We start from the raw sequence: 13,060 nt of genomic DNA, 5'->3' as shown, positions 1-13,060 counted from the left end.
CATGCGCGTATCGCTTAACGAAATACAGGTGATGTGCCGCAAGGCATTCGAAGGCATGGGCTTCGCCCCGGGCGACTGCGAGGATGCCGCCGAACTCGTGGGCTGGTTGCAACTGCAGGGGCTCGATGGCGTCGGTGCACTGGAAAAGGCGTTGCGTTATCTAAAAGCCGAAGCTGCACGGCCATACGCCTTGTGCCATGAGGATAACGCCCTGCTGGTGATCGACGCCAAGGGCCAGAGCGTGTTGCGCTGCGCCGCGACGGTGGTGGAACTGGCGGCAGCCAAGGCCATGCGCTGTGGTCAGGCCGAACTGCGCATACGCCACTGCCACAACCGTTTGCTGTTGCTGGGCTACCTGAGCCGGGCAGCGGTGCAGGGGCTGCACGTGCAAGCCCGCTGGGAGGACGCCCGCCAATACCACCTGGCCGATTTTACCGCCGGCATGCCGCGCCCGGAACTGAGCAGTGAAACCCGGCCCCAGGCCATTGAAGCGGCCGCGCAAGACGTAACGGTGCTGTTCACCCGAGCAGGCCAGACCGCCCAGGCAATAACCGACCCGCAGCGCACACTGCAGCAAGGTTTTACAGTCAACGAACATACCTGGCAAAGGCTCAGGCAGTTGGCCGAACACATCCTTGTCGAGAGCACCGATGCCTCACGCCGCCACGGTGCAGGCGGCGGCAGCGACGCCGACTGAACACCCTTGCCACTGAGGAAACAACCCATGAAGCATGCGATAAAGACCGAGCTGTTCGCCTCCAGGGCGCCACTGGAATGGGCGGTCGTTGGCAACGGTACGTTGTACACTGCGCAGATCCCAATCGATACGCAGGGCCAGGTGGTTGCCGGCGGCATCGAGGCCCAGGCCCGCCAGACACTGGACAACCTGCGCCACACCCTGGAAGCCGCTGGCAGCTCGCTGGATGCCGTGACCCAGGTGCTTATCTACGTGACCGACCGCCGTTATCTGGCAACTGTAAATGCCGTGTACGCCGAGTATTTCCAGGCACCCTACCCCAACCGCGCGGCCGTAGTGGTAGCTGGCCTCGCCCGGGAAGAAATGCTGGTGGAACTGGTGGTCTACGCCTGCCTCTGACGCCCTGAAGGCGCCCGTCTCACGATATTCAGCGTTCGCGCAATCGAGTGCCGCCCGCGCGGCGCTCGATGCATGCCCCCTCCGCCCCACGTCATGCACCCGGAATATTCCCTTTTTCGCCCGCCAGGTACCGGCCTGCGCCCCATTTCGGTTCAAAAGCCGCGCCCGGATCAATAGCGCCCTTTTTTGATGCGCCGGCCCTTGCGGCCAGGCAGCTCACATCGGTTGTGCCCCTCACATTTCCCGCCCCCCAGAGCCGCCAGGCGTGTTCGGCACTTTTATTGCAAAGACTGATTGTGCTCAACGCACAGGCAATCTACCGAGACCGAGGTTAACGCGAGACACAGCTCCCACTTACCCCAGCAAGGCAGCACCCTGAAAGACGCAGATGAACCGCAATGAAGCTGCCGGCAACGGCGGCAAGGAGTGGGTATGTCCCGGGCTTTTTTCAATGAAATGTACGAAGCGGACGGCAACTGCCGCCCGCATTACCAGGAGTTCGCCCGCTGGCTGGCCAACACCCCGCTGGAGTTGCTGGAACAGCGCCGGCGCGAGGCCGACCTGCTGTTTCACCGCGCAGGCATCACCTTCACCTTGTATGGCGACAAGCAGGATACCGAGCGCCTGATCCCCTTCGATATCATCCCGCGCAGCATCCGCGCCAGCGAATGGCGCACGGTCGAGCGTGGCTGCATTCAACGGGTACAGGCGCTGAACCTGTTCCTGCAGGACATCTACCACGACCAGCGCATTCTCAAGGCCGGCATCATCCCGCCAGAGCAAGTGCTGGCCAACGAGGGCTACCAGATCGCCATGCAGGGCCTGGACCTTCACCGTGGGCTGTATGCGCATATTGCCGGTGTCGACCTGGTACGTGACGGCGATGGCAGCTACTTCGTGCTGGAAGACAACCTGCGCACCCCCAGCGGCGTCAGCTACATGCTCGAAGACCGCAAGATGATGATGCGCCTGTTCCCCGAACTGTTTGCCGCCCAGCGCATCGCGCCCATCGATCACTACCCCAACCTGCTGCTGGACACGCTCAAGAGCGCCAGCCCACTGGACAACCCCACCGCGGTGCTGCTCACGCCCGGCCGTTTCAACAGCGCCTATTTCGAGCATGCTTTCCTGGCCCGGGAAATGGGCATCGAGCTGGTCGAAGGCGCCGACCTGTTCGTACGTGATGAGCATGTGTACATGCGCACCACGGCCGGCCCCCACCAGGTGGACGTGATATATCGTCGCCTGGACGACGACTACCTCGACCCGCTGTCCTTCAACCCTGACTCCATGCTGGGCGTGCCGGGGCTGATTTCGGTTTACCGCGCCGGCAATGTGGTACTGGCCAACGCCGTCGGCACTGGCGTGGCCGATGACAAATCCATCTACCCCTTCGTCGACGACATGATCCGCTTTTACCTGAGCGAAGAACCGATCCTGAACAACGTGCCGACCTGGCAGTGCCGCAAGCCGGCGGACCTGTCCCATGTACTGGCCCACCTGCCCGAACTGGTGGTCAAGGAAACCCAAGGTTCCGGCGGCTATGGCATGTTGGTCGGGCCCGCCTCGACCAAAGCCCAGATCGAGGACTTCCGCGCGCGCATCAAAGCCCGCCCGCACGCCTATATCGCTCAACCGACGCTGTGCCTGTCAACCTGCCCGACCTTCGTCGACAGCGGCATCGCACCGCGTCACATCGACCTGCGCCCGTTCGTGTTGTCGGGCAGTGAAACCCGCCTGGTGCCCGGTGGCCTGACGCGCGTGGCGCTCAAGGAAGGCTCGCTGGTGGTCAACTCGTCGCAAGGCGGCGGTACCAAGGACACCTGGGTGGTGGAGGACTGAGCCATGCTTTCGCGAACCGCTTCCGACCTGTACTGGATGTCCCGCTACCTGGAGCGTGCAGAAAACCTCGCACGCATGCTCGAGGTCAGCTACTCGCTATCGCTGATGCCCCAGGCCGGGCGCAGCGACGGCCATGCCGAACTGGCAATGTCGCTGATGGCCTCGGGCATGCTGGATGACTACCTGCGTCGCCACAAGGAACTCGACACCGAGCGCATGCTGCACTTCTTCGCCCTCGACGCCACCAACCCCAGCAGCATCTACTGCTGCCTGCAGGCCGCCAGGACCAATGCCCATGCTGTGCGCGGCCGTATCACCGCTGACATGTGGGAGAACATCAACGCCACCTGGATCGAAATGCGCAACATTGCCAGCAATGGCCTGGGTCGCTACGGCATCAGCCAGTTCTGCGACTGGGTCAAGGAACGATCGCACCTGTTCCGCGGTGCGACCTCCGGCACCATCATGCGCAACGATGCCTACAGCTTCATTCGCCTGGGGACCTTCCTGGAGCGGGCGGACAACACCCTGCGCCTGCTCGATTCGCGCTATGAAATGTTCGGCGAGGCCTCCGAAGAGGTCAGCGACGACTCTGCCCGCGGCTATTACCAATGGAGCGCCCTGCTGCGCGCGCTGACCTCGTACGAGGCCTTCAACGAGCTCTATCGCGCCGCGCCCAGCGCCCGGCCGGTGTCCGAGCTGTTGCTGTTGCGGGTGGACGTGCCGCGCTCGCTGCATGCCTGCATCGAGGAACTCGACCTGATCCTGGCGGGCCTGCCGGGCAGTACCGGGCGGGCCGCCCAGCGCATGGCCGCCGAACTGAACGCGCGCCTGCGCTACACCGCAATCGACGAAATCCTTGATGCAGGGTTGCACCCGTGGCTGAGCGACTTCATCGGCCGCATCAACCAACTGGGCCAGGCCGTCCATCACTCCTACCTGGAGGTTGTATGAAACTGTCCATTCGCCACGACACGACCTATAGCTACGCCAGCGACGTGTGCAACAGTATCCAGTTCCTGCGCCTGACGCCGCGCAGCAGCGAACGCCAGCGTATCAATCAATGGCAACTGGACCTGCCCTGCAAGGTCAAGGGCCAGATCGACCCTTACGGCAACATCCTGCATGTGCTGACGCTGGACAAACCCCATGGCCACCTGGCGCTTACCGCACACGGCCAGGTCGAGATCGACCCGGATTGCGAACACGAAACCGAGAGCCAGTCGCCCCTGCCGTTCCTGCGCGGTAGCCACCTGACGCTGGCCGACAACACCCTGACTGCTTTCGCCGCCCGGCAATGTGGCAGTCACCGCGACCGGGCTGCACTGATCGGGCTGATGCAAGGCCTGGCCGAGCACATGCCCTACAGCCCAGGGGCCACGTCGGTGGGCACCACGGCCATCGAAGCCTTCAGCGGTGGCGCAGGCGTGTGTCAGGACCACACGCACGCCTTCCTGGCCTGCGCACGCAGCCTGGGGGTGCCGGCACGCTATGTTTCCGGCTACCTGTGCACCGAGGACGAACAACACCTGGCCAGCCACGCCTGGGCCGAAGCCTGGGTCGACGATGCCTGGTACAGCTTCGACATTACCAATCGCCTGACCCGGCCAGAGCGTCACCTGAAGCTGGCGGTGGGCCTGGACTACCTCGATGCCTGTCCGGTCAGGGGCGTACGCCGCGGCGGCGGCGCCGAATCGATGCAGGCCAGCGTCCACGTGCATCGCCAGTGACAGGCTGGCTTCAGACCGGTCTTGCCGCGCGAGTGCGGCAAGACCCTTCCACACGCAACACAAGGGAAACCGCATGACTTACTGTGTCGCCATGCACCTGGAGGACGGGCTTGTCTTCATCAGCGACTCACGCACCAACGCCGGCATCGACCAGATCTCCACGTTCACCAAGTTGTTCGTCTTCAGCGTACCGGGCGAGCGGCTGATCGTGCTGCAGACCGCCGGCAATCTGGCGACCTCGCAGTCGGTGGTAAACCTGCTGCAGCAACGCACCCAGGGCAACGGCCCCCACCTGCTGAACGTTGCCACGCTCTACGATGCAACGGTGCTGGTCGCAGACACCCTGCGCGAGGTGGTCAAAAGAGACCGCAGCAAGCTCACGGCCGATATCGACCTTAGCAGTTCATTCATCGTCGGCGGCCAGATAGCCGGCGGCCCCATGGCCATCTACAACGTGTATGCACAAGGCAATTTCTTCCAGGCCACACCGGACACCCCGTTTCTGCAACTGGGTGAAAGCAAGTACGGCAGGCCAATACTCGACCGCAACCTGGATTACCGCACACCGCTCGATGAAGCGCTGCGCTGCGGCCTGATTTCGTTCGACTCCACCATCCGCAGCAACCTGTCGGTGGGCATGCCGCTGGACTTGCTGGTGTACCGCAATGACAGCCTGGAAAGCATGACGCGCAAGCGCATTACCAGCGACGATGCCTATTACCAACAGATTCGCAGGCAGTGGAGCGACGGCTTGAAAACCCTGCTGGCCGAACTGCCAGCGCCGCCTTATGGCTGAACAAGCAAACGGTTCAGATCCTTTGCCCGTACCGGCCCTTCGCGGGCTTGCCCGCTCCCACAGGTACTGTGCAAGCCTTGAAGGCTGTGATGTCCAGTGGGAACGGACGAGCCCGCGAAGGGGCCGGTACAGGCAACACCTCAGTAAAGCCAATGTGTAATGTTCCAGACTCCGTGGGTTATCCTGCGCCTTCCCCCCTGTCACGATACTGTCATGTCGTGCGCTGCTACACCGGTGCAAAACCACTGCGCCGAACAGACTCCCGCAATGCCGCCCCATGCCATGCATGACATGGGTTCAACTGTGGCGTGAGGAGTGATCGTTTGAGTCGATCAAATCGCTGAAATCTAATGGGTGCAAACCAACAAGAAGCTCGCACGGAAGCGATCAGCGATAGAGAAAACCACACGATGACTCCAACGTTCTCATTACTCGTCCTGGGCACCGCGATACTCCTGATCGTCGTCATGATCAGCAAACTCAAAGTACACCCGTTTCTGGCCTTGATGGCCGCAAGCCTGGTGGTCGGTGTCGGCACCGGCATGGCGCCAACGGCAATCGTGGCGGCATTCGAGAAAGGCATGGGCAGCACGCTGGGCTTTCTTGCCGGCATCATCGGCCTGGGCAGTATCCTCGGCAAACTGCTGGAGGAATCCGGAGGCGCCAGGCGCATCGCCACCACACTGTTGAACAGGCTGGGGGAACGCAATGCCTCGTGGGCAATGATGCTCGTCGGCTTCATCGCCGGCATCCCGGTATTCTTCGAAGTCGGCTTCGTCCTGCTGATTCCGTTGATCTACGTGGTTGCACGGCAAACCCGTATCAGCATGCTGTACCTCGGCGTGCCGCTGGCCACCTCGCTGATGTTGGTGCACTGCATTCTCCCGCCACACCCGGCCGCCACAGCCATCACCGGCATGCTCAATGCGGATATCGGTACTGTCATCCTGTACGGCCTGATCGTTGGCCTGCCGACCGCTATCATCGCGGGCCCGGTGTGGGTTCGCTTCACCTGTAACCGTGAAGCCGGCGAATCCCAGCAGGCCTTCCTGTCTGCGCGCACGGTGGCTCAAGCAGAAGAGCAGGCAATGCCCGCGTTCGGCATCACACTCACCACTGTACTGCTGCCACTGGTGTTGATGGTCGGCAAAACGTTGGCCGTCACGGTCCTGGACAAGGGCTCTGCGCTGTACGAGTGGGTGGCCTTCCTGGGCAGCCCACTGATTGCCCTGACGCTGTCGGTGGTGTTCGCCTACTGGGCACTGGGCTTGCGCCGCGGCCTGGATATGGCAGACCTGCTGAGCCTGACCCAGCGCTGTTTCCCTCCCCTGGCCGGCATTCTGCTGATCATCGGTGCAGGCGGTGCCTTCAATGACATGCTCGTGGGCAGCGGCATCGGCAAGGCACTGGCCGATGTGCTGAACCAGACGCAGCTCAACCCGATCATCCTCGCCTGGTTGATCGCCGGGATCATGCACTTTGCCGTCGGCTCGGCCACCGTCGCGATGATCAGCGCGGCCGGCATGGTAATGCCAATCCTTGGCCAGCACCCGGAATACAACCGGGAAATCCTGGTGATCGCCATCGGCGCCGGCGCCATCGGCTGGACCCACATCACCGACTCGGCGTTCTGGGTGGTGAAGGAGTACCTGGGCCTTTCCCTGAGTGATGCACTGAAGAAGTTCACTGCCGCTACAGTGCTGGCCTCGGTAGTCGCCTTGTGCCTGACCCTGCTCCTTTCGAAGATTGTCTGATCTACTCTGCACATACCGCACTACAGGTGAAATCATGATTCACGGAAAAACCCTGGAAGCCTGGCAACAAAGCCACCCGATCATCGCCGAGCTGATGGCCCTGAAGCCAACCAGCTGGTTCAACCCTGGCATCGCCAAGGCTGCAGAAGCCCTGCACGACGTGGGCCTGACGGCGGCCGACGTGCAAGCGGCCAGCGCGCGGCTGCAGCGGTTCGCGCCTTACCTGGCCACCGTGTTCCCCGAGACGACAGCGGCCGGCGGGGTCATCGAGTCGCACATCACCCCGCTGCCACAGCTGCGCCAGCTGCTTGTCGAGGAGGGATCGCTGCAGAACGCAGGCAGCCTGTGGCTCAAGGCGGACAGCGACTTGCCTATCTCCGGCTCGATCAAAGCCCGGGGCGGCATCCATGAGGTGCTCAAGCACGCCGAGGACCTGGCCCTGGCTGCCGGCTTGATCACGCCAACGGATGACTACACCAAACTGGCGAGCGACCAGGCCCGCGCATTCTTCAGCCAGTACAAGATCGCCGTGGGCTCGACCGGCAACCTGGGGCTGTCGATTGGCATCATGAGCGCCAAGCTGGGCTTCCAGGTGAGCGTGCACATGTCGTCTGACGCCAGGCAATGGAAGAAGGACAAGCTGCGGGCCAACGGCGTCACGGTGGTCGAACACGCCTCCGACTACAGCGTGGCGGTCGAGCAAGGCCGCCAGCAGGCGGCATCCGACCCCAGCTGTTACTTTGTCGACGACGAAAACTCCCCGCAGCTGTTTCTCGGCTATGCCGTGGCCGCCGAACGGTTGGCGCGGCAATTCGACCAGGCGGGCATCCAGGTAAACGCAGATCATCCATTGTTCGTGTACCTGCCGTGCGGCGTAGGGGGCGGCCCAGGCGGTGTTGCGTTCGGGCTGAAACTGGTATTCGGCGATGCGGTGCATTGCATCTTTGCCGAGCCTACCCATTCCCCCTGCATGCTGCTGGGTGTCTATACCGGCCTGCACGATGAAACCAGCGTGCAGGACTTCGGCATCGACAACATCACCGCCGCCGACGGCCTGGCGGTCGGGCGCCCATCAGGGTTTGTCGGCAAAGCCATGCAGCGGCTGATCGATGGTTACTACACCGTGACCGACGAAGAACTGTACCGCTTGATGGTCATCGCCCATGAGCAGGACAAGGTCAAACTGGAACCCTCTGCCCTGGCCGGCGTACCCGGTATGCTGCGGGTGCTGCAAGCAGGCGAGTACCTGGCTCGCCAGGGCTTCACCCCAACCCAGCTGCAGCAGGCTACACACCTCGTCTGGGGGACGGGTGGCAGCATGGTGCCGGACGATGAGTTCAACGCCTATCTGGCGAAAGGGCGCAGCCTGCAGGCAAACGTGTGACCGCAATCAGCTCACGGCGCAGGAAGGATTGATCAATGAAAAAGCCCGGCGGCGGCGCCGTGAAACTCAATGGCTCGCACCTGGGCAGCCTGCATGTCTTTCTGGTGGCGGCACGCCACTTGAGCTTCTCGCGCGCCGCCGATGAGCTGTGCCTGACGGCCAGTGCCGTGAGTCACCGCATCAATCGCCTGGAAGATGAGCTGGCGCTCAAGCTGTTCCACCGCATGCCGCGCAAGGTCAGCCTCACCGAAGACGGCGAGCGCCTGTTCGCGGTCATGCAACGGACCATGGATGAGTTAAGCGAGGCCGTGCAGGAACGTGCTCACGCCGAAATCGCCGGCCAGTTGACGTTGTATGTGCGCCCGTCAGTCGCACAATGCTGGCTGGTGCCGCGGCTGGCGCAGTTCACCGCCCGCTACCCTGATATCCAGCTGGATATCAGGGTGGGCAACGAGAGCATCGATTACCGCACCCGCAAGATCGACCTGGTCCTGTGTTATTCGGATGGCCATCACCCGGGGTTGCAGAGCATCCACTTGATGGACGAGCGGATCGCCCCGGTGTGCTCCCCCCGTTACGCAGAAACCCATGCATTGACCGGTGACCTGCACCCGCTGGATCATTGCACCGCCTTGCATGACGTAGCGGCCTGGGACAACGCTGCATTCGATGCTGAATGGCAGCTCTGGGCCAACACCACAGGTGCGGGTATCAGCCTCCCGCGCCGATTCCTCACATTCGATCGCTCCGATCTGTGCACACTCGCGGCGCTGAACCACTCAGGCATCGCCATCGGCCGGGAACAACTGGTCAGGGAACGCATTGCACAGGGTGAACTGGTCCTGCCGTTCGGTGGGTTCGTCAACACCCCCAACCATGGTTATTACCTGGTCTACCCGCACCATGACCCGATGCCCAAACGCCTGCAGGTGTTGATCGACTGGCTCGTGGAATGTGCCCACTCATCCAGTGCAAGTCATTGAGCGACTCAACCTGTTCAGCAGATCAGCCAGCGCGTCAACGGATCTCAGCGTTCGCTGGGCGGGGCCGCATCAAGGCCTACCCCAGTAACTGGCTCAGCACCGCCCGTAACTTGCCCGGTTTGACCGGTTTGTTCAGCAACGGCGCGCCAAGTTTCTGCAATGATCGCCGGCACTGGTCACTGCGGTCCGCGGTGATGATCACGGCAGGAATGGGACTGGCAAAGTGTTCGCGCAAGTGCCTGACCACCTCACATCCGACCACGCCGTGGTCCAGGTGAAAATCCGCCAGGATCAGTTCCGGTGCCTGCCCCTGCAGCGCCAGCAAAGCCGCCTCCTGATCGGTGGCGGTGACAACCTCGCAGCCCCACTGCCCAAGCAGGGCACCCATGCTCTGGAGAATGCTCACTTCGTTATCCAGCACCAACAAGCGGCGGCCCGGCAATGGATTGCCGGCACTTGGCTGCAGCAATGCCTGGTGAACAGCCTGCGGCAGCTGCTCGCCAATCGGCACCTCGATGCTGAACACCGAGCCACGCCCTGGCCACGACCGCACTTCGATCCGGTAACCGAGTATCTTGGCGATCCGCTCGACGATGGCCAGCCCCAGGCCAACGCCCTTGCGATCCGCTGCACGCCCCACATCCAGCTGATTGAACTCGAGGAATATGTCCTGCAGCCGGTCCTGCGCAATGCCCCGTCCGGTATCCCACACCTCCAGCCGCAAATGACCACCGCGGCGCCTCGCCCCGAGCAGGATCCGCCCCTCCTCGGTATAGCGGCAAGCGTTGCTGAGGAAGTTGCGCAGGATGCGTGTGAGTAACCGCAGGTCAGTACTGATGGCGTAGTCGGCTATGCGTGCGTGCAGCTTCAAGCCCGCCGCCTCGGCCACCGGGCTGAACTCCGAAACCAGCGGCGCGAACAACTCATCCAGACGGTACACGGCCACATCCGGCTTTACCGCCGCCTGGTCGAGCCGGGAAATGTCCAGCAGGTCGGTCAGCAGGTCTTCCGCGCCCTCCAGGGCCTGGTGGGTACGCTCCACCAGCACATGCTCGGCCTCTGGCAATGGCCGCTCGCGCAAGGTCGAGATCAGCAAGCGCGCGGCGTTCAACGGTTGCAGCAGGTCATGGCTGGCGGCGGCGAGGTATTTATCCTTGCTGCGGTTGGCGGCTTCGGCGGCATCACGCGCCTCCAGCAATTCATCGGTACGCGCAGCGACCCGTTGCTCCAGTTCGTCATTGAGCTGCTGCAGGCGCTGCTGGGCCAGCTTGCGTTCGGTAATGTCGGCGACAAACCCCTCCACCAGCCCTTCATGGCCGGGTTTGAGCAGCAGGTTCATCAGCACATCGAGATGGCTGCCGTCCTTGCGCCGCAGACGAGTTTCGTAGCCGTGCAGGCTGTGCTCCCGGGCGAGTACCGCGGTAATGGCCTGTAACTCCTCGGCACCGCCATCAAACAGGTTGGCGGCCAGGTCAGTCAGGGAAAAAAGCACCGCTTGCGGGTCGTCATAGCCGAGCATGCGCGCCAGCGCCGGGTTTGCGGCGCGCATGCCGTCCTGAAGGCTGGCTTGGAAAATACCGTGCACGGCGTTTTCGAACAGCCATTTGTAACGGTTGCGTTCGGCTTCCAGTTCGTCCAGGCGGGCGGACAGCTCCGGGTAATGGCTTTTGCGCGCCGAGTGGTCACCCAGCCCCAGCAGCCCGGCCAACGCCCGCTGCTGCTCGTCAGAGGGCCTCGCCATAGACCACCTCGACATCACGCTGGCTGGACGCACGGGGGTTGGTGAGGATGCACGGGTCGTCCATCGCGTGTTGCGACAGGAACGGGATATCGGACGTGCGCACCCCGTGCAGGCCCAGGGTTTCATGGAAGCCGATGGCACGCTTCAGGGCAATCAGGTGCTCCACCAGCCGCCCGCAGATCTGGCGGTGATTGAGACCGCGGCAGTCGATACCGAACACCTCGGCGATCACCTTGAAACGCTCCGGCGCCGAGCTGTAGTTGAACGCCACCACGTGCTCCACCAGCACCGCGTTGCACAAGCCATGGGGCAAGTCGAGGAAGCCACCCAGGCTGTGCGACATGGCGTGCACTGCGCCCAGGATCGCATTGGAGAACGCCAGCCCCGCCTGCATGCTGCCGAGCATGATCTTCTCGCGCAGTGCAATATCGGTGGGGTTGGCGATCATCTCCACCAGGTTGCCATTGATCAGGCGCATGGCTTCCAGCGCATGGGGGTCGGTCAGCGGTCCGTGGCCGGTAGACACGAAGGCCTCGATGGCATGCACCAACGCATCGATGCCGGTGCAGGCCGACAGGAACGGGTCCATGCTCAGGGTAGTCTGCGGGTCGATCAGCGACACGTCCGGCACCACCGCCTTGCTGACGATGGAGAACTTCATGCGTTCCTGCTGGTTGGAAATGATCACGAACTGCGACACGTCCGCCGAGGTGCCGGCGGTGGTCGGGATCAGGATCAGCGGCGGGCTGGGCACGCGGATCATGTCCACGCCTTCGAATTCGAGGATGCTGCGCCCATGGGCCACCACGATACCGATGGCCTTGCCGCAATCCATCGGGCTGCCGCCACCGACGGCGACGATCACATCACAGTGGTTCTGCCGATAGATCTCGGCGCCCAGCATCACCTCCTCGACCCGCGGGTTGGGTGATACCGCTGTGTACAGGCAGTAGTCGATTCCCTGGGCCTGCAGGCTGGCCTCCACATCCGCCACCCAGCCGGCGGCGATCACGCCAGGGTCGCTGACCACCAGTACCTTGCGCGCACCGAAGGTTTTGGCGTAATTGGCCACATTGTGCCGGCAGCCGGCACCAAAGATGATTTCAGGCGATACGAACTTGCGAAGGGGGCTGAAACTCTGGCTCATCGGTAAGCCTGTTCTTATTGTTCTGGAAGATAACCGCCAGCGTAAAGCATCCCACCACGAAAGCAACCAGACCAAAGCGGGGCTACCGGTCATTCTATCCAGGATTTGGCGCGGGCCACCTCCAGAAACGCCAGTACGTCCTCTTCGAGCCCCGGTACATCGGGGAAGCGTTGTGCCAGGCGGTCGATGACCGTTGCCACGGTACTGTGGCCGTCCAGCAGCTCCAGGACCCAGCCGGCACTGGCATTGAGCTCGATGATGCCCCCAGCGTACAACAGCACGTGGCAAGCCTTCCGTGGCTCCCAGTCCAGGCGCAAGCCTCGCCCCAAGGCAAGGGCCTGCTGGCGATCAATCAGGTTCACAGGCACATGCTCCAGGAGGATCCGGCCACCGTGGCGATGGCCGGGCCGTCATCAACGGTTGGCGAAATACATCGTCACTTCGAAGCCAATGCGCAGGTCGGTATAGGCGGGTTTAGTCCACATAGGGCAAGTCCTCTTCTTGTGCCGGAGGATTCCGGTAGAAGCATTAATGCACGGGGGCGGAGCGGACCGAATGCTACTTTGGAACGAGCTGGCGGGGTGCGT

General features: G+C 62.7%; 13 protein-coding genes. 9 read left to right on the top strand and 4 right to left on the bottom strand.

The window, feature by feature from the left end:
* The first annotated feature begins 1 nt into the window (after position 1).
* The 9 genes from FQ668_RS09745 (at position 2) to dsdC (ending at position 9,585) form a co-directional block, all read left to right on the top strand.
* Positions 2 to 697, top strand: a complete 696-nt coding sequence (locus tag FQ668_RS09745) for a DUF3726 domain-containing protein (RefSeq protein WP_014591372.1) — start codon at positions 2 to 4, stop codon at positions 695 to 697.
* A 27-nt stretch (positions 698 to 724) separates the two neighbouring features.
* Complete coding sequence (locus FQ668_RS09740) at positions 725 to 1,096, top strand: RidA family protein (RefSeq protein WP_003254071.1); 372 nt, start codon at positions 725 to 727, stop codon at positions 1,094 to 1,096.
* 432 nt (positions 1,097 to 1,528) lie between these two features.
* The gene (locus tag FQ668_RS09735) at positions 1,529 to 2,938 is read left to right on the top strand and encodes a circularly permuted type 2 ATP-grasp protein (protein WP_019436694.1); all 1,410 of its coding nucleotides are present in this window, start codon (positions 1,529 to 1,531) and stop codon (positions 2,936 to 2,938) included.
* Positions 2,939 to 2,941: 3 nt separating this feature from the next.
* Positions 2,942 to 3,892 (top strand): alpha-E domain-containing protein, encoded by a 951-nt coding sequence (locus FQ668_RS09730; protein WP_003254074.1) that lies wholly within the window; start codon positions 2,942 to 2,944, stop codon positions 3,890 to 3,892.
* Entirely contained in the window at positions 3,889 to 4,668 is a 780-nt protein-coding gene (locus FQ668_RS09725) for a transglutaminase family protein (protein ID WP_019436695.1), read from the top strand. Before FQ668_RS09730 ends, FQ668_RS09725 begins: the two co-directional genes overlap by 4 nt.
* Positions 4,669 to 4,741: 73 nt before the next feature.
* Entirely contained in the window at positions 4,742 to 5,464 is a 723-nt protein-coding gene (locus FQ668_RS09720) for a proteasome-type protease (protein WP_014591375.1), read from the top strand.
* 410 nt (positions 5,465 to 5,874) lie between these two features.
* Positions 5,875 to 7,218: a gluconate:H+ symporter gene (locus FQ668_RS09715; RefSeq protein ID WP_023390151.1), complete on the top strand. Its 1,344-nt coding sequence runs from the start codon at positions 5,875 to 5,877 to the stop codon at positions 7,216 to 7,218.
* A 34-nt stretch (positions 7,219 to 7,252) separates the two neighbouring features.
* Positions 7,253 to 8,602, top strand: a complete 1,350-nt coding sequence (locus FQ668_RS09710) for a D-serine ammonia-lyase (RefSeq protein WP_019436697.1) — start codon at positions 7,253 to 7,255, stop codon at positions 8,600 to 8,602.
* A gap of 35 nt (positions 8,603 to 8,637) precedes the next feature.
* Entirely contained in the window at positions 8,638 to 9,585 is a 948-nt protein-coding gene (gene dsdC, locus FQ668_RS09705) for a DNA-binding transcriptional regulator DsdC (RefSeq protein WP_014591378.1), read from the top strand.
* A gap of 76 nt (positions 9,586 to 9,661) precedes the next feature.
* Here dsdC and FQ668_RS09700 read toward each other — a convergent pair whose 3' ends face one another.
* The 4 genes from FQ668_RS09700 to pqqA all read right to left on the bottom strand — a co-directional run bounded on the left by FQ668_RS09700 (position 9,662) and on the right by pqqA (position 12,958).
* Positions 9,662 to 11,326, bottom strand: coding sequence for a NahK/ErcS family hybrid sensor histidine kinase/response regulator (locus FQ668_RS09700; protein ID WP_019436698.1), 1,665 nt, complete (start codon positions 11,324 to 11,326; stop codon positions 9,662 to 9,664).
* Positions 11,310 to 12,473, bottom strand: a complete 1,164-nt coding sequence (ercA, locus tag FQ668_RS09695; protein ID WP_004576476.1) for an alcohol dehydrogenase-like regulatory protein ErcA — start codon at positions 12,471 to 12,473, stop codon at positions 11,310 to 11,312. The genes FQ668_RS09700 and ercA overlap by 17 nt, the downstream gene beginning before the upstream one ends.
* Before the next feature lie 89 nt (positions 12,474 to 12,562).
* Positions 12,563 to 12,835 (bottom strand): pyrroloquinoline quinone biosynthesis peptide chaperone PqqD, encoded by a 273-nt coding sequence (gene pqqD / locus FQ668_RS09690; RefSeq protein ID WP_014591381.1) that lies wholly within the window; start codon positions 12,833 to 12,835, stop codon positions 12,563 to 12,565.
* A 51-nt stretch (positions 12,836 to 12,886) separates the two neighbouring features.
* Positions 12,887 to 12,958: a pyrroloquinoline quinone precursor peptide PqqA gene (pqqA, locus tag FQ668_RS09685; protein ID WP_003243383.1), complete on the bottom strand. Its 72-nt coding sequence runs from the start codon at positions 12,956 to 12,958 to the stop codon at positions 12,887 to 12,889.
* Positions 12,959 to 13,060 lie beyond the last annotated feature (102 nt).

This window comes from Pseudomonas sp. Kh14 (assembly GCF_900291005.1).
Taxonomy (GTDB): domain Bacteria; phylum Pseudomonadota; class Gammaproteobacteria; order Pseudomonadales; family Pseudomonadaceae; genus Aquipseudomonas; species Aquipseudomonas alloputida.
Note: the sequence above shows the minus strand (reverse complement) of the source record. Positions and strands in the feature narration are given on the sequence as shown.